The sequence below is a fragment of the Paenibacillus sp. FSL R5-0517 genome, from assembly GCF_037974355.1.
Taxonomy (GTDB): Bacteria; Bacillota; Bacilli; order Paenibacillales; family Paenibacillaceae; genus Paenibacillus.
The window spans coordinates 256,707-274,690 of the sequence record NZ_CP150235.1; the positions used below are offsets into that span (position 1 = coordinate 256,707).

A 17,984-nucleotide genomic window follows, 5' to 3' on the forward strand; every position below is an offset into this window, starting at 1 on the left:
GGAGAATGTGCATATGGACTACAAAGATGCTTCGCTTCCCATTCAGGAGCGGATTCAGGATCTGATCGGACGGATGACAACGGCAGAGAAGATTGGACAACTCATACAGCCGATGGGCTGGAAGACGTATGTGAAGGCAGCAGATGGCACAGTACAGGTCACGGAAGAGTTCGAAGCGGACATGGAACAGGGCGGAGTCGGTTCTCTGTATGGTGTGCTTCGGGCCGATCCATGGACTGAAGTAACGCTGGAGACAGGTCTGACACCACGACAAGGAGCCGTTGCCACGAATGTCATCCAGCAGTATGCCTTGGAGCATTCCCGACTGGGCATTCCCATTCTGTTCGGGGAAGAGTGCTCCCACGGTCATATGGCGATTGGGGCGACTGTATTTCCGGTACCTTTAACCGTGGGCAGCACGTGGAATATGGAATTATACCGCAAGATGTGTGAAGCCATCGCTGTGGAGACCCGGAGCCAGGGGGGAGCGGCAACGTATTCCCCGGTGCTTGATGTCGTGCGTGACCCGAGATGGGGGCGGACGGAGGAATGTTTTGCCGAAGATCCATACCTGATTGGTGAATTCGCAGTAGAAGCCATGAAGGGACTACAGGGTGACCGCCTCGATTCCAACCAGACGATTGTAGCTACACTCAAGCATTTTGCGGCTTATGGCAGTTCAGAGGGTGGGCGCAATGCCGCACCAGTGCATATGGGATTACGTGAATTGCATGAAATAGATCTATTGCCGTTCAAAAAGGCAGTGGAAGCCGGGGCTTGCTCCGTGATGACCGCTTATAACGAGATTGATGGCGTACCGTGTACGTCCAGTACGTATCTACTGAATGACCTGCTGCGCGAGGAGTGGGGTTTTGATGGATTCGTCATTACTGATTTTGGCGCCATTCAGATGCTGGTCCATGGACATAACACAGCCGAGAACGGGGAGCAGGCCGTAGCGCAGTCCCTTCAGGCAGGTGTGGACATGGAGATGTCCGGTTACATGTACCGCAAACATCTCGGTCAGGCGCTGGAGCAGGGACTGATCGAAGAGAAAGATCTGGACTTGGCTGTGTGGCGGGTGCTGGAGATGAAATTCAGACTCGGGTTATTCGAACAGCCTTTTGTAGATCCTGACTTTGCAGAACGGGTCATCGGATGTGAAGATCATGTGCGGCTGGCGAGGGAAGTTGCGCAAGAGGGGATTATTTTACTGAAAAATGAAGGGGCGACATTGCCACTCTCCAAAACTGGCACGAAGCTGGCTGTCATTGGTCCGAATGCGAACCATATCTATAACCAGCTTGGGGACTACACCTCGCCACAGCCGAGAGAACAGATCGTCACCGTACTGGATGGCATTACGCGCAAGCTTGGCGCGGAATCGGGTCAGGTGCTGTACGCACCGGGTTGCCGGATTAAAGGCGATTCCAGAGAGGGCTTTGCACAAGCGCTCGCCTGTGCGGAACAGGCCGATGTCATCGTGATGGTGATGGGTGGTTCCAGCGCCCGCGATTTTGGTGAAGGCACGATCGACTTGCGGACAGGAGCGTCTGTGGTAACGGATGACCCATGGAATGATATGGAGTGCGGCGAGGGCATTGACCGGGCTTCCCTGAATCTCATGGGTGTTCAATTGGAGCTGGTGCAGGAGGTACATAAGCTGGGTAAACCGGTTATCGTAGTGTATATCAACGGTCGTCCCATTGCTGAACCTTGGATTGATGAGCATGTTCATGCCATTGTGGAGGCTTGGTACCCAGGACAGGAAGGTGGTAACGCGATCGCAGATATTCTGTTTGGCGATGTGAATCCATCTGGCCGTCTTACGGTTTCCATTCCCAAGCATGTTGGGCAACTTCCGGTCTATTATCATGCCAAACGCACGCGTGGCAAGCGGTATCTGGAGATGGATCTTGCGCCACAGTATCCGTTCGGATATGGACTGAGCTACACCGAATTCACATATGAGCATGTACGGGTAGTGCCGGAAGTGATTGGTCCGGAAGATGAAGCACAAGTGATGGTTGAAGTCACAAATACCGGAGCGGCTGCGGGAAGTGAGGTTGTACAGTTGTATATCACGGATGTGTCGGCTTCAGTCACTCGGGCTGAAATGTCGTTGAAGGGTTTTCGTAAAATCCATCTGGAGCCAGGACAGACCCAGACCGTGACATTCCCTGTGCAAAAAGAACACCTCGCACTGATCGACTCCCGTCTCCAGTCTGTTGTGGAACCAGGTGAATTCAGACTCATGGTTGGCCGCAATTCTGCTGACTGGACCGCTTGCAGTCTGCACATTCAGAAGGTGGGGGTGGAGGTATGATTCGAATTCAACGATTCATTGAGGATATGAACCGGTCGCAGTGGCTGGATACGATCGAGCTTCCAACGTGGGAGATGCAGAAGGCCAGATACATTCGGCCAGGGGAATACGAGTATGAGCAGGCGGACAAGGCAATGCAGAGCTTGAATCCGCTGAACAGCGTACACGGAACGACGTATTTTCTGAGTAAATGTGTGGAGATTCCAGACAGTTGGCAGAATCAAGCCATTGGGTTGATTTTTGAGACTGGAGGAGAAGGGCTGCTGAAGGTGAATGGCTTGCCTTATCACGGACTGGATCGGAATCACGGATTCGTACCTCTTCCGAGAAGTCGAGTAGGCAGTGCGCCGCAGTTGGAGATTGAACTCTACGACCCGATCCCGGAGCCACATGATCCACTCAATCGACAAGCTGTGATTCAGCCGCCTATTCAGGGCATCCGTACAGCCCTGGTTCATATCAATCAGCCATTGCAGAGCCTGATGTACAGCGTGACTGTACTCGCCGAGTCACTCCGGGCATATAACGAGAAGGAGCCCAAGCGGATGGCACTTGTTCAGGCCATTCACCAGGTGATGGATGAGATGTACAATAATCCGGACCGCTGGACGGATGCGGCATGGATACAGAATTTTGAACATGGACTGGTACAGTCAGTGCAGCAGGAAGACCCGGAGGAGTATCGAAGTGGCTTCATGCATCTGGTTGGACAATCCCACATTGATATTGCCTGGCTGTGGCCTGTGCGAGAGACGGTTCGCAAGTCCAGTCGTACGTTCTCGACCATGTGTACCTTGATGGACACGTATCCGGATTTTGTGTATTCCCAGAGCCAGCCGCAGCTGTATGCCTTCGTCAAGGAGCATTACCCGGAGCTGTACGAGCGAGTTAAAGCACGCATTGCTGAAGGTCGCTGGGAGTTGGTCGGGGGCATGTGGGTGGAGCCGGATCTGAACATTCCGAGTGGGGAGTCGTTGGTTCGGCAGATTCTGTATGGACAGAACTTCTACCAGGCGGAGTTTGGCAGACGCTCCAACATCGAGTGGCTGCCCGATACCTTTGGCTACTGTGCTTCCTTGCCGCAGATGTTAAAGCTTGCGAATATTCCTTATTTTATGACGACCAAGCTGAATTGGAATGACACCAACGCGTTTCCTTATGACCTCTTCGACTGGGTAGGCATTGATGGAACTTCAGTGCTGGCCTATCTGAATCATGGTGTGAATGAGCATACGCGGCCCAAAGATGTGGATGAACATTGGCAATCGTACAAGCAGAAGGATGTGCATCCTGAGCAGATGTTGCTCTACGGACATGGCGATGGTGGCGGCGGTGTGACGAATGAGATGGTGGAGTTTGCGGAGCGATCCCATTTGATGGTCGGGCAGCCAATCAGCAAATTCAGCACGGCAGGTGCTTTTTTTGAAGACATATCGTCCAATAATCCAACGTTGCCGAAGTGGCACGGGGACTTGTACCTGGAGTTACACCGGGGAACCTATACGACCCATGCGAGGAACAAACGTAGCAATCGAAAGGCAGAGGTATTGTACCGGGAAGCGGAGATCTGGGGGCAATTTGCCGGAGCTTGCGCTGCACACACGAAGAATGATCTGGATGAAGGCTGGAAGCTGATCATGCTTAACCAGTTTCATGATATTATTCCGGGAACATCGATTCCTGAAGTATATGTAACGTCCACCGAGGAGTACACGAAGGTATTTTCACTCGGTACATCCGCACTGCGAGAAACGCTGGATATCCTTGCGGAGAACATTGTAACCGATGAAGTTGATGGTCTTCCATACATTATATTTAACAGCCTCGGCTGGGAACGTGGAGAAAATATCACCATTACAGGCGATGCATACCTCGCCGGGATGGCTGCATTCGATCGTCAAGGAAACCGTCTGGCCAGTGATCTGGAGCAAAAAGAAGACAAGTATACGCTGCTTGTGCATGTTCCATCGATTCCTGCTTTTGGGTATACAACCATATGGCTGCGCGAGGCACCGGATGTTATCCTTCCAGGAAGGGAAGAAGAACCCTTCCCTTCAACATGGGAAACTGAATTTTACACACTTGAGTTCAATGGCTTGGGAGAGATCACCAAGTGGTATGACAAAACGGTAGGACGCGACTGGCTGAAGCCCGGTGATCGGGCGAATGAGTGGCAGTTTTTCCACGATAAGCCGACGTACTGGGATGCCTGGGATATCGATCCACGGTTTGAATCCCAGCGGGCAGGTGCGGTGCAGTTGGTCTCCAGAGAGGTTGTACAGCGCGGAGCTACGCGAGATGTGCTGCGTTATGTGTGGAAGCTGAATCAATCGGAGATCAGCCAGGATATCATTTTGCATCACCACCAGCGGCGTGTTGATTTCCATACGAAAGTGAACTGGAATGAGAGTCATAAGCTGCTCAAGGTGGCATTTCCGGTGGATCTGGTGGCAGCGAAAGCAGCCTATGAGATTCCGTTTGGAGCATTGGAGCGTCCAACCCATAACAACACCAGTTGGGAGAAGGCGCAGTTCGAGGTCTGCGGACATCGTTGGGCGAATATCGCAGAGGGTAACAGTGGTGTCAGTTTGTTGAATGATTGTAAATACGGATACGACATCAAGGATCGGACGATCCGCCTGTCCCTGCTTCGTGCCCCGAAATGGCCGGATGAACATGCTGATCAGGGCAACCATGAATTCACATATTCGTTCCTGCCACATCAGGGGGATTGGCGACAAGCTGCTGTCGTTCACCGCGCAATGGAGCTTAATCATCCGGTGGAAGTTGTTGCAGTGAGTCCGTCTTCGGGTCACTTGCCGTCTGAACACGCTTGGGTTCAGTTCCATAGTGAGCATGTCATTCTGGATGCAATCAAGCCCGCTGAAGATGGCTCGGGAACGGTGCTGCGTTTCTACGAATCTTCAGGAGGTCGGGAAACGGTACATGTCGAATGGGTTAAAAGGGAAATTAAGGCGTCTGTCATTAATCTGCTGGAGGATGAGATCCATCCGTTGGCTTGTCCGAACGGTACATTCGAACTGACATTTAAACCGTATGAAATTAAGTCAGTGAAACTTGTTCCAGTGAATCCAAATACGTAATCTTCAGGAGGTATGACATGAAATTAACGAATAGGATCGGTGTCATCGTGGATAGCTTTGGCGTAGGTGTACGGGAAGGGTTGAACAAGGCGAAGGATGTAGGTGCAGAAGGTGTGCAGATATACGCCGTCAAGGGAGAGATGGATCCTGAAAATTTGTCACCTGCGGCGCGCAAGGAGCTGAAGAGTTACATCGATTCGTTGGGCCTCGAAATTTCAGCACTGGTTGGTGACCTAGGCGGACATGGTTTTCAGGTCAAGGAAGATAATCCGTGGAAAGTGGAGAAATCGAAGCGGATCGTGGATCTGGCCCTCGATCTGGGTACCAACATCGTCACGACACATATCGGCATTGTTCCACATGACCCTTCATCGGAAGTCTACGCTACGCTGCATGCTTCTTGTGAGGAACTGGGCCAGTACGCCAAAAGTGTTGGCGCATATTTTGCCATTGAGACAGGTCCGGAAACGGCAGCTGACTTGAAAGGATTCCTGGATACACTGTCGACCAACGGGGTATCGGTGAATTTTGACCCGGCAAATATGGTGATGGTGACTGGAGATGATCCGGCGCAGGGCGTTCGTCTGCTTAAGGATTACATCGTACATACCCATGTGAAGGATGGTGTGCGGTTGAAGGAAGTCGACCCACGAGACGTATACGGAGCGGTCGGTTATGCGCCTATGGATCACGAAAAAATTGCCGAGATGGTCTCATCCGGGACGTTCTTCCGTGAAGTGCCACTGGGCGAAGGTGGTGTTGATTTTGACGGATACTTTGCAGCGCTTCAGGAGATTGGTTACACCGGTTATCTGACGATTGAGCGCGAGGTAGGCAATCAGCCGGAGGAGGATATTCGCAAGGCGGTTCGATTCATTCAACAATATCGATAGGGAGCTGAGCAGATGAAAGTGGGCCTGAGCACGTACAGTTTGTTGAACGATTTGAATTCCGGTGAGATGACGGTGCTGGATGTGATTGACTGGATTGCGGCAAACGGCGGAGAGCATATGGAGATGGTACCTTACGGTTACACCGTGGAGGACAATCACGATCTGGCGGATGCGATTCGGGAACGGGCAGCGTCCGCAGGTATTGAACTGTCCAACTATTCGATGCCAGCCAATTTCGTGCAGGAGACGGAAAAGGCGTTTGAAGAAGAGATGGCTCGGGTCAAAAGGCATGTGGATGTCGTACACCGGATGGGTGTACAACATATGCGTCATGACGTCACGGCGTTTACTCTGCCAAAGGAGAAAATGACCATCGCCTGGTTCGAGGAGCATCTGCCTCTGATGGTACGGGGAAGCCAGATCATTGCGGACTATGCAGCGCAGTTTGGTATCACCACAACCATTGAGAACCATGGCTTCAGTGTACAGGCGAGTGACCGGGTGCAGCGTGTACTGCATGCGGTGGATCGTCCCAACTTCAAGACAACACTCGATATTGGTAACTTCATGTGTGTGGATGAGAACCCGATCATTGGCGTCATGAAAAATCTGCCGTACGCTTCTCTGGTTCATTTCAAAGATTTCTACTTCCGTCCTTATGATGAGCATCCGGGTGAGGGGGAATGGTTCACGACAGCTTACGGCAACTTCCTGCGTGGGGCCATCGTTGGGCAAGGGGATATTCCGATCCGCAAAATTGTAAAGCTGATCAAAGACTCCGGTTATGATGGCCACATTACAGTGGAATTCGAGGGCATGGAGGAATGCAAATCTGCATCCAAAATTGCCATGGACAACCTGCGTCGCTTCTGGGAAGAGGCGTAACGAACATCATGGAGAGCAATCAAGGGCCGCGTCCAGACGTGGCTCTTTTTTTCATACTACAGCAAGTGAAAAAGCCTATCAGAATATGGTTCTGCGCAAGGATTAAGTTACGAGCATCCCAAGTGTGGTATACTGGATATATTCAGCCTGATAATAACTGGCTATGGATAGGAGAGGTCACTGATCTATGCAGGTATTCGAGGACTGGAATCAGAAGGTAAAGAAGACGTTTAATGCTACGAACCCAGAGGTAGTATTGACGGTATCGGAAGCTGGAAGTTTGCTTGGATTGACCAAAGACCAGATGAAACTGTACGTGGACAAGAACAAACTTACGAAGGTCCCGATCATGAGAAGTGTTCACCGATACCTCTTATTGAAAAGTGAAATAGATAACATCGTTCAAGCACGATAACTTCATAGGATTGAACACAACCATTTGACCGACAGGCTTCGGGAGAGTGGTCTTTTTTTTATCGGAAAGGGGACAGAACGTGCTCAAGAAAGTGTCAGACTGGTTCTATCAAAGGGTAAACTGGTTTTGGGTTGTAGCTGCGGTTGTTGTATTTGCCTGCTTTATTGCATTTATACTGCCTTGGCAGGCGGCAAAGTCGGAGGAAGCCACAGGTGGCGGGCAGTCCCCGGATTCCTCTTTTTTGTACACTGCGGATGATCTATATCAGATGGCTGAGCAGTATGGTGAAGCAGGGCGGAGCGCCTATATCCATGCACGGTTCACATTTGACCTCATATGGCCGTTGGCCTATCTGTTGTTATTGGTTGTTCTCTTATCCGTACTCTATCGGGTGCTTCCGGTAAAGAGTCGCTGGCGCTGGGTGAATCTCATTCCAGTCTTGGGTTGGGCTATGGACATGTTTGAAAATGTAGGTGCATCCCTGATCATGTATCGTTATCCTGAACGTACGCCTGTGCTTGCTGAACTCACTCCGATATTTACCTTGTTGAAATGGTGTCTGATCTATGCCAGTTTTGCAGCACTGGTTCCGGGTGTTCTGATCCGTGTTCTCTACTATATACGCAAGCGAAAGAACTAGTGGAGAGAGGGATGGATTAAGAATATGTTGGTAACCCTAATCGTGTAAAAGTCGCCAGAGATGAGTGCAGAAATATACGCTTGTCAAAGGACAACCTGTTCATATATACTCATGTCGCAAGTGGCGTGAATTGTATAATTACATGAGCCCAAGGAGATGAAGAACGCATGTCGATCAGCTTGAATGTGTATGTGATAACAGACGGTAATGGACGTGAAGCGGTAGATTTTTATCAAAAGGCATTTGGAGCGGAAGTGCTCGCACTTCAAACATTTGGTGACGGTCCATCTGACCCGAATCATCCCATCCCGCCAGAAGCGAAAGACCGTATTATGCATGCTTCTTTGCAGATTGGCAGCTCGGTATTAATGTTGTCCGACACATTTCCAGGCATGCCGTACACTATAGGCAATCATGTTAGTATTACTGTGAACACGGATACTGTGGATGAAGCCAAAACTATTTTCAGCCAACTGGAAGATGGCGGCGTAGTGGAAATGGCGATACAAGAGACGTTCTGGAGTCCAGCCTACGGCACGGTTGTCGACAAATTCGGCGTACATTTTCAAGTCAGTGCTAAACCGGGACAAGCTTAAGGGCGTACTCTTCGCTAATATAGCCAACAAACGGCAAAACCTCCGCGATCTGCTTTGAGCAGTTCTGGAGGTTTTTTGTTTTTCCCTATACGGCGTGGGATCAGCCTTCCTTCTGGATCTTGGAAGGGTTGTTGATTTTATAAGGAACCGGGTTACGAGTCAGCTTTTTCTTGATGATTTTGGCTTCAAACGTGATAACGTCTCCCACTTCGAGTTCTTGTTTCTTAACGGTGGCACTGTGGCTCGACCAGGCTTCCCCAACGTCAATGACGTCTGGCTCCGTGATGGTAACTGCTTCATAGATGATGACTTCATCGTCATTGTCAGAGAAGTGATTCGGCACAGTGGTGAATTCTTTGACAACGGCGCTCATCTTCACTTTGCCTTCTGGCAGATCAATCTTAACGGTCTTGGCCTTGCTCGCTGTTTTGGCTTTGGGTTTGGCTTCACCGGATGCCCCGGACTGAGGTCCAACATATGCTTCTACTAATCCATCCGGATCACCCTTCATCCCCGAGGAGAAATCATCGGTGTCCGTGTCGTCCGAATCATCCAGATTAGCCGGAATTTCATCCGGGTTATCCAGCGTATCTTCTGGAGTTGGCGTAACATCAGCAGAGACTGGTGCGATTGTATCCGAAGTTGACGATTCTGTGCTGCGATCTGACCCCGCATTACTTACGCTTCTGGCGCTGTAACTGGACGCTTGCATTTCCTTTAGATACGACGGGTGAATGCAATGTTTTTGTCCATTATCCAGTTGAATGACGGCTGCCATGTGATCGACATATCCAATGATGGTGCACGGCATATTTAATCCGTTTCCTTTATAATAGAACGTTTTGAGTTTGGTTGCTTTACCGGAAAGCAGGCCCCACTCCTGACATTTCTCAATCAGTTCATCTTCATTATCCAGCGTGATAAAATCCTGTGGTTCAATCATAAACGCGTATGTCATATGGAATTTCCGCCCTTCCAATCCATTCTTCATGTTCATCGTTTCCAAATTACAACCAGTGTATCACAAATGAGCATTTTGCTTAAATCCAATCACTGAAATCTGTACCTCGGAGACGAAGATTATCTACGCCTGCTCACAGAGGCCTATGCTATAATTTGATCAGAATGTAAGGTGGGAAGGTATAGCCTTGATATACATATTTCGTGAAGGGAAGATCTGTATGGATAAAAAGGTAAATCATCAAGCCGTATGGCTTGCTATAGGTGTTGCCCTGGGAGTCAGCATTGGTACGGCTACACAGCAACTTGGACTTGGGATTGCTTTTGGCTTGGCGCTTGGCATTGTCATTGGTTCGGTGGTTAGCAAACGTGCGGGTTCGGACCAGGAAGATATGCTCAGCGAACATGTTCGAGAATTGCACAAACCGGGTGATTGGCAAGAGGCCCTTCAACGCTCGCAGGATCATCCGGTGCTTATCCTGAAGCACAGCACAACGTGTCCGATAAGTGCGAGAGCGTACAGAGAATTTATCGCGTTTGTAGGCACCAATGCGTCAGATCCCAAACATCCCATGGATTACCGCATCGTCAAAGTGATTGAAAATCGCTCTTTGTCCCGCCATATTGCGGAAGAGACAGAGATTCACCATGAGTCACCACAGGTGCTTCTGCTCGATCAGGGGCAAGTTGTTAAACATACATCCCATGGCAAAATCACGAAAAAGAGATTATTGCAGTGGGCACAGCATCCGTTTGGATAAATAGATACCCTTCAAAGACCCGTTCTTTTCAGCCCATAGCTGAGAAGTGCGGGTCTTTTTTTACGCTTTTTTTACACCTGTGAAGGCAATTCTTTACCCCTTTTTTACAGCGTTTCATATTACGATTTTACATGTAGCAGGTGCAGAGAACGGTAGAGAGAGGGAGGAAGGGCGCATGGTGAATGATGCCACGATGATTGGATTGGTTGTGCTGCTGTTTGCGGTGTTTTGGGGATTTGTGAAATTCTGCGAAAAGGCTTGAGGGTAGAGAGGGGGAGCAGAATGATTGCCATCGGCATGATTGTACTCGCACTGGTGATTTATCTCGGTTATGTGCTGGTGAAGCCAGAGAAATTCTGATGCTGACACTGTACGTAATGCGGAACAAGCGGACGTCGAATAGGGAGGAAATACGAATATGGGTATCGGTGTAGTGCAAGTAGCGGTAACGCTGCTGATCATCCTGCTGTTGGTGAAGCCGGTGGGAAAATATGTAGTAAACGTGTTCGATGGACAGCGAACGGGACTGGATCGGTTTTTTGGCCGGCCGGAGCGATTGCTCTATCGCGTGATGGGGGTACGGGAGAATGAGTCCATGGGGTGGAAAAAATATCTCACGGCCGTTCTCCTCTCCAACTTCGTAATGTTGATATTGATGTTTTTGGTACTGCGACTGCAAAAATATTTACCGCTCAATCCGGATGGGATTGACAATATGCCAGCGGCGCAGGCATTTAATACAGCCGTTTCGTTCATGACCAATACGAACTGGCAGTCTTATACGGGCGAGAACGCCATGTCGTACCTGTCACAGATGCTGGCCGTGACATTCCCGATGTTTACGTCGGCAGCGACGGGATTCGCGGTAGCCATTGCGTTCATTCGCGGGCTGGTAGGCCGCCGGGATGAACTGGGGAACTTTTACGTCGACCTTGTACGGTCGATTACACGTATTTTTTTACCGCTGAGCTTCATCGTGGCCTTGTTCCTCGTGTTCCAGGGTGTGCCTCAGACGCTCGCGGGAGCGGTGAACGCAACAACGCTTGAAGGCGCGCAGCAGACGATCACACGTGGACTGGTCGCCTCACTGGAGTCGATCAAACACATTGGCACCAACGGTGGTGGCTGGTTTGGAACCAATGCTGCACATCCATTCGAGAATCCAACGGCTCTGAGCAATCTGGTGCATATCGTCTGTATGATGCTGCTGCCAACGGCACTGGTATACGCCTTTGGCTTGATGGTCAATAACCGGAAGCAGGGTTGGGCCTTGTTCGCAGCGATGAGTTTTCTTTTCCTTGTGATGCTGACCACGGTATTTGTCTCGGAATATCGCGGTGTACCTGCGCTGGATGCAACGGGTCTGCAGGGCAATATGGAAGGCAAAGAGGTCAGGTTCGGCATACCCGAGTCTGCTTTATTTACGGCAGTAACGACAGCGGCTACTACAGGTTCAGTCAACAATATGCACGAATCGCTCACTCCACTTGGAGGCATGGTATCGCTGGCCCAGATGATGCTCAATAACGTGTTTGGCGGTAAAGGGGTAGGGCTAATCAACGGACTGTTGTATGTGATTCTGGCTGTGTTTATCTGTGGATTGATGGTGGGGCGTACACCGGAGTTCCTGGGCAAAAAAATCGAGGGCAAAGAAGTGAAGCTCGCATCCATCGCCTTGCTCATTCATCCTTTGATTATTCTTGCGCCAACGGCAATCGCGCTTATGCGGCCTGAAGCCATTGTGTCCATCTCGAACGGGGGCATGCATGGCCTGACCGAAGTTCTCTATGCTTTTGCCTCGGGTGCAGCCAATAATGGATCGGCCTTTGCCGGACTGAATGCCAATACAGACTTTTACAACATCGCGATTGGTATCGTTATGCTGCTGGGAAGGTACGTTTCCATGATCGCCATGCTCGCTATTGCCGGTTCGCTTGCCACCAAACGAGTTGTACCGGTAACCACAGGTACATTGCGGACACACACACCTCTCTTTGCGGGCATTCTGGTCATGATGATTGTTGTTGTCGGCGCACTCACGTTCTTTCCGTCGCTTGCCCTTGGACCGATTGCAGAGCATCTGGCGATGATTCAATGAGGGATATGACAGAGGGATTACAGCGGAATTGGTGTAAGGACGTAACGTATGGAGGTGGCAATGCACGATGAATGCAGTCGAACGAAAGAAGGAGCAGAAGATGCAACACATGGATACAGAAATGCTTAGATCGAAGGGCAATGAGCCGGATAACAATCGCGGTCATATTCAACGTGATCCCGGATCGAAACGGTCGCTAAGCAAGGATATGATACTTCAGGCTTCACGGGATGCGTTCAAGAAGCTTAATCCAGTGGTCATGATCAAAAATCCGGTCATGTTCATTGTGGAGGTTGGCACGTTCATCACGCTCTTATTGTGTATCAATCCGGATCTCTTCACCGCATCCGAGGCGGGGCGCGGGTACAACATCGCCGTGTTTTTCATTTTGCTGTTCACGCTGCTGTTTGCCAACTTCGCGGAGGCACTAGCTGAAGGTAGAGGTAAAGCCCAGGCGGATACGTTACGCAAGACGAAGTCGGACACCATGGCCAATCTGGTACAGAAGGATGGAGCCATCCGACACGTGTCTTCGACCCAATTGAAAAAAGGCGATATGGTACGTGTGGAATCTGGTGAACTAATCCCGACGGACGGTGAGATTATAGAGGGCTTGGCCTCCATTGATGAATCGGCTATTACGGGAGAATCTGCCCCGGTCATCAAGGAAGCGGGAGGCGATTTTTCATCGGTTACCGGAGGTACACGTGTCGTATCGGATTACATCGTCATGCGTGTTCAGACCGATCCGGGGGAGTCATTCCTTGACCGGATGATCTCTCTGGTTGAGGGTGCACAGCGCCAGAAAACACCTAATGAAATCGCGCTGACAACCCTGCTCGCCGTATTAACCCTGAACTTTCTGATCGTTATTCTGACAATGGTTCCGATGGCGAATTACTTGGGTATTCGACTGGATATGGCGACCCTGATCGCACTGCTCGTCTGCCTGATCCCAACCACCATTGGTGGGTTACTGTCTGCCATTGGTATTGCCGGGATGGACCGTGTGACGCAGTTCAATGTGCTCGCCATGTCGGGTAAAGCGGTGGAAGCGGCAGGGGATATCGACACGTTGATTCTGGACAAAACAGGAACGATCACCTACGGCAACCGCATGGCATCTGAGTTTATTCCCGTTCAGGGCATTACTTCGTCAGAGATGACGCAAGCTGCTTTACAGGCCTCTGTGCGAGATGAGACCCCGGAAGGGCGTTCTGTTGTAGAACTGGCAGGCAGACAAGGCCAGAGCTGGCCGGAGACGGAGTATGCACACGCGGAAAATGTGGAATTTACGGCAGAGACCCGGATGTCCGGTCTCAATCTGAGTAGCGGAATGAAGATACGCAAAGGCGCGGTAGATGCGATCAAAAGATATATCGCTTCCGAAGGAGGCCGTATACCGGGGGATCTGGATGAGATCGCAAATCGAATTGCAAAGGCCGGAGGTACGCCGCTTGCTGTAGCCATCGATGATCGCATCTATGGTGTGATCTATCTGAAAGACACTGTGAAGCCAGGGCTGAAAGAGAAGTTCGCTGAGATGCGCGCCATGGGCATCAAGACCATTATGTGTACAGGAGACAATCCGTTAACCGCAGCGACCATCGCCCTGGAAGCGGGTGTGGATGATTTTATTGCCGAAGCGAAGCCCGAGGATAAGATTGCGGCGATCAAAAAAGAGCAGCATGAGGGCAAACTCGTCGCCATGACCGGCGACGGTACGAACGATGCTCCTGCTCTGGCGCAGGCCGATGTGGGCCTGGCGATGAATTCGGGCACCATGGCGGCCAAGGAAGCGGCTAACATGATTGACCTGGATTCCGACCCGACCAAGCTATTGTCGGTCGTCTCCATTGGCAAGCAGCTGCTGATTACACGCGGTGCACTTACAACCTTTTCGATATCCAATGATATCGCGAAATATTTTGCCATCATCCCAGCCATGTTTATTCTCGCCATGCCGCAGCTTCAGGCGTTAAATATTATGAATCTGGCTTCACCGCAGTCCGCAATCCTGTCGGCGCTCATCTTCAACGCCATTATCATCCCGCTACTCATTCCTATCGCAATGAAAGGGGTCAAGTATCGGGCAATGTCAGCCGAACGGCTGCTTGGGCGCAATGTGTTCATCTATGGTGTAGGTGGTGTAATTGTCCCTTTTATCGGCATTAAGCTCATTGATATGGTTCTGTCGGGGATTCTTTGAGAAACGATGTGATCTCGCATTGAAACTTTGAACTAAAGCTTGATACACCGCAATGTTTAGCGAAATTGTCCTTTTATCCTAATGAATTCAGGAAGTGATCTGTATGAACATGTTCTTACATGCCTTACGGCTATCCGTCGTGCTGATGCTGATCTGCGGTCTAATCTACCCGCTTGTAACGACTGGCGTAGCCCAACTTCTCTTCCCTGCGCAGGCGAATGGCAGTCTGATTACGCAAAATGAGAAAATTATCGGCTCGTCACTGCTGGCGCAGGAAATCCAATCGCCGGGGCTGTTCCAGCCCCGGGCATCAAATGCCGGTTATGACCCAACGGCTTCAGCCGGTTCGAATCGTGCCGTAGCTTCGGATGAGTATATCAGTGAGATGAAGGAAAAGATGGCTCAGCTCCAGCAGGAGAACCCGGGATTGCAGCAAATCCCTGCTGATCTCGTGACAGGTTCAGGTTCGGGACTTGACCCGGATCTCTCTCCCGAAGCCGCTGAGGCACAGATCCCGCGTATTAGCGAAGCTACTGGGCTTAGTGAACAGCAGCTTGTGCAACTTGTACATGAGTATACGGAAGGTCGTCAGATGGGTATATTCGGGGAACCGCGTGTGAATGTAACAGCTCTGAATCTGGCACTGACAGCTGAACTGAACTAACGAGTTAACATATTAGCCTGCTCACGACATATCGTGAGGGGCTTTCTCCGTTTTTTTTAATCCTATTATAAAGGGAAGGGGAAGAGAGACGGATGGAAGACAGCTTCAAGCGCAAGTCACCGGAAGAGATGCTGAAGATGATTAAGAAGCTGCAGCAGGGTACGCTCAAAATCTACATCGGACCCGTCAGTGGATCGGGCAAAACGTATCACATGTTACGTGAAGGAAATGCGTTGCGCGAGCAGGGCATTGATGTGGTCATCTGTGCCGTATCAACGATGCGCAGACCGGAAACGGTAGAGCAGCTTGGCGCACTCGAACGAATTCCAAGCATTCACTGGTTGCGCCAGAGTGATGATGCAGAGATGAAGGATCTGAACCTGGATGCACTGTTGGTGCGTAATCCTGAGGTTGTGCTGGTAGATGGTTTGGCACATCACAACCGGGAAGGCGCCCGGCATGCTACCCGGCTGGAGGACATTCAGTTTTTGCTCCGACACAATATCAGTGTCATGACAACGGTGAATGTGTATGAGCTGGAAGGGTATACCGAGCTGGCACGGCAGCTCACAGGTATCGCAGCAGAACATACCGTACCCGCGGATACACTGGAACTTGCGGATGAGGTCAAGCTGATTGACGTCACGCCGGAAACCATACTGAGCCGTCTGGCAGAAGGTCATTTGAAGGGGCATGAGGGAGAAGCTGTATTTCGCCAAGGCAATCTGGGTATTCTGCGCGAACTGGCCCTGAGACTGGTTGCAGAAGGGGTGAATGAATCCCTGCGTGAGCATCGGGAGGAGATGGGAATTACCGTCACAACAGGCATTCTGGAACGGATTCTGGTGTCCACGCAATATCATTGGAACGGCTCCATCTATATCCGGCGTGGGCAACAGATTGCCAAACGGCTGAATGGTGATCTGTCCGCGGTGGTTTTTCGGAATATGAAGCAGCCATTAACCAAGGAGGCAATCGTATTTCGGCGCAATATGATCAAGCTGGTGGAGAAGTTTGGCGGCCATATGGAGGAGTTGTCTATATTACACCGTCGCAACATCCCATCTACGCTGGCGCGTTACGCAATGGAGCACCAGATTACCCGGATTGTGATGGGACATTCCCGGCATACGCGCTGGCAGGAATTGTGGCAAGGGTCCGTTGTTAACTCACTGCTACGCAGATTACGTGGTGTGGATCTGTTTCTGGTTGCTGATCGAGCGGCCCGGGAGGGTGAACGTGTGGTCCCGGCCAAAGTAAACGAAGTGGAGTCACTGACATATCGCAGACTAAGTGAGCAGGAAATGAAGGAACAGATTGGCCAGATTCAGCGCGGCACATTCAAAATATATATTGGAGCCGCACCAGGTGTAGGCAAAACCTACATGATGCTGCGGGAAGGCAATGATTTGCTCCGTAAGGGCATCGATGTGCAAATCGGTTTGCTGGAGACACATGGACGGGCAGAAACCGTGGAGCAGATAGGTCATTTATCTGTGATCCCCCGCGTGCAGCGAGTTTATCAGGAGGCTCGGCTGGAAGAGATGGACACGGAGAGAATTCTGCGTCTTTGTCCGGAAGTGGTGCTTGTGGATGAACTGGCGCATACGAATGTGCCCGGAAGTGTCCGGCAAAAGCGTTATGAAGATGTCCTTATCCTGCTGAATGCAGGCATCTCAGTGATTACCACAATGAATGTACAGCATCTCGAAAGTCTGAATGATGCCGTTGAACATATTACCGGTGTTCGTGTCCGCGAGACCGTACCCGATCGGATCATTCAGATGGCGGATGAGGTGCAGCTGATTGATGTGGCGCCCCAGGCCTTGCGGCAGCGCATGAGGGAGGGTAAAATCTATGCAACTGCCAAGGTCGAGCAAGCTCTTGCGAATTTCTTCAAAATCGGTAATCTGATTGCCTTGCGTGAACTTGCCCTGCGCGAACTGGCGGATGACGTGGATGAAAGGCTTGAAGCACAACAGGCCAAATTCACACTTCGAGGACCTTGGCGCAGACAGGAAGCGGTCTTTGTATGTGTAAGCAGTGATCGTCATGCCGAGCGGCTAATTCGGCGTGGATTCCGCATGGCTTATCGTCTAAAAGCCATCTGGCACGTACATCATATCCACATCGGTGAATCCATGAGTGCCGAAGTGAAGTGCCATCTGGACGCGTTGGAGCAACTGACGATTCGGCTTGGCGGTCAATTTCATATCCATCACAGTCCAAGGTTGCGCGAAGTACCTGAGATTTTGGCAAGAAAGGCATCGGAGGCGAGAGCAACCCAGTTGGTGGTCGGGCAGGCAAGACGGGTGTGGTGGCTGAATGGCTACCGCGGCTCAGGTTCGGTGGTCAACCGACTTGTACGGTTGTCGCGGCATCTGGATGTATTAATCGTTGCAGATTACGATGAGGAACGGAGCGGGATGTGAA

13 protein-coding genes are annotated in these 17,984 nt (G+C 50.8%); 12 read left to right on the plus strand and 1 reads right to left on the minus strand.

Features of this window, described 5'->3' with window-relative positions; all coding sequences use genetic code 11:
- The first annotated feature begins 13 nt into the window (after positions 1–13).
- The 7 genes from MKX40_RS01180 (at position 14) to MKX40_RS01210 (ending at position 8,859) form a co-directional block, all read left to right on the plus strand.
- Positions 14–2,326 (plus strand): glycoside hydrolase family 3 N-terminal domain-containing protein, encoded by a 2,313-nt coding sequence (locus tag MKX40_RS01180; protein WP_339239078.1) that lies wholly within the window; start codon positions 14–16, stop codon positions 2,324–2,326.
- Positions 2,323–5,430, plus strand: a complete 3,108-nt coding sequence (locus tag MKX40_RS01185) for an alpha-mannosidase (RefSeq protein ID WP_339239079.1) — start codon at positions 2,323–2,325, stop codon at positions 5,428–5,430. Before MKX40_RS01180 ends, MKX40_RS01185 begins: the two co-directional genes overlap by 4 nt.
- Positions 5,431–5,447: 17 nt before the next feature.
- The gene (locus tag MKX40_RS01190; RefSeq protein ID WP_339239080.1) at positions 5,448–6,323 is read left to right on the plus strand and encodes a sugar phosphate isomerase/epimerase family protein; all 876 of its coding nucleotides are present in this window, start codon (positions 5,448–5,450) and stop codon (positions 6,321–6,323) included.
- Positions 6,324–6,335: 12 nt separating this feature from the next.
- Positions 6,336–7,208 carry a sugar phosphate isomerase/epimerase gene (locus MKX40_RS01195; RefSeq protein WP_339239081.1) on the plus strand — a complete coding sequence of 291 codons (873 nt, stop codon included), beginning with the start codon at positions 6,336–6,338 and terminating at the stop codon, positions 7,206–7,208.
- A 187-nt stretch (positions 7,209–7,395) separates the two neighbouring features.
- On the plus strand, positions 7,396–7,623 hold the full coding sequence (locus tag MKX40_RS01200; RefSeq protein WP_062837704.1) for a hypothetical protein: 228 nt from the start codon (positions 7,396–7,398) through the stop codon (positions 7,621–7,623).
- 79 nt (positions 7,624–7,702) lie between these two features.
- Entirely contained in the window at positions 7,703–8,263 is a 561-nt protein-coding gene (locus MKX40_RS01205; protein ID WP_339239083.1) for a hypothetical protein, read from the plus strand.
- A gap of 167 nt (positions 8,264–8,430) precedes the next feature.
- On the plus strand, positions 8,431–8,859 hold the full coding sequence (locus tag MKX40_RS01210) for a VOC family protein (protein ID WP_339239084.1): 429 nt from the start codon (positions 8,431–8,433) through the stop codon (positions 8,857–8,859).
- Between the two features lie 100 nt (positions 8,860–8,959).
- Here MKX40_RS01210 and MKX40_RS01215 read toward each other — a convergent pair whose 3' ends face one another.
- Entirely contained in the window at positions 8,960–9,817 is an 858-nt protein-coding gene (locus MKX40_RS01215) for a hypothetical protein (RefSeq protein WP_339239085.1), read from the minus strand.
- Positions 9,818–10,040: 223 nt separating this feature from the next.
- On the opposite strand from MKX40_RS01215, the gene ytxJ reads away from it, so the two are divergent.
- The 5 genes from ytxJ to MKX40_RS01240 all read left to right on the plus strand — a co-directional run bounded on the left by ytxJ (position 10,041) and on the right by MKX40_RS01240 (position 17,983).
- On the plus strand, positions 10,041–10,580 hold the full coding sequence (gene ytxJ, locus MKX40_RS01220) for a bacillithiol system redox-active protein YtxJ (protein WP_339239087.1): 540 nt from the start codon (positions 10,041–10,043) through the stop codon (positions 10,578–10,580).
- A gap of 418 nt (positions 10,581–10,998) precedes the next feature.
- Positions 10,999–12,678, plus strand: a complete 1,680-nt coding sequence (gene kdpA, locus MKX40_RS01225) for a potassium-transporting ATPase subunit KdpA (RefSeq protein WP_339239088.1) — start codon at positions 10,999–11,001, stop codon at positions 12,676–12,678.
- Between the two features lie 208 nt (positions 12,679–12,886).
- A complete protein-coding gene (gene kdpB / locus MKX40_RS01230; protein WP_339242867.1) occupies positions 12,887–14,887 on the plus strand; it encodes a potassium-transporting ATPase subunit KdpB in 2,001 nt (666 codons plus the stop codon).
- A gap of 103 nt (positions 14,888–14,990) precedes the next feature.
- A complete protein-coding gene (gene kdpC / locus MKX40_RS01235) occupies positions 14,991–15,551 on the plus strand; it encodes a potassium-transporting ATPase subunit KdpC (RefSeq protein ID WP_339239089.1) in 561 nt (186 codons plus the stop codon).
- A gap of 92 nt (positions 15,552–15,643) precedes the next feature.
- On the plus strand, positions 15,644–17,983 hold the full coding sequence (locus tag MKX40_RS01240) for a histidine kinase (protein ID WP_339239090.1): 2,340 nt from the start codon (positions 15,644–15,646) through the stop codon (positions 17,981–17,983).
- Position 17,984 lies beyond the last annotated feature (1 nt).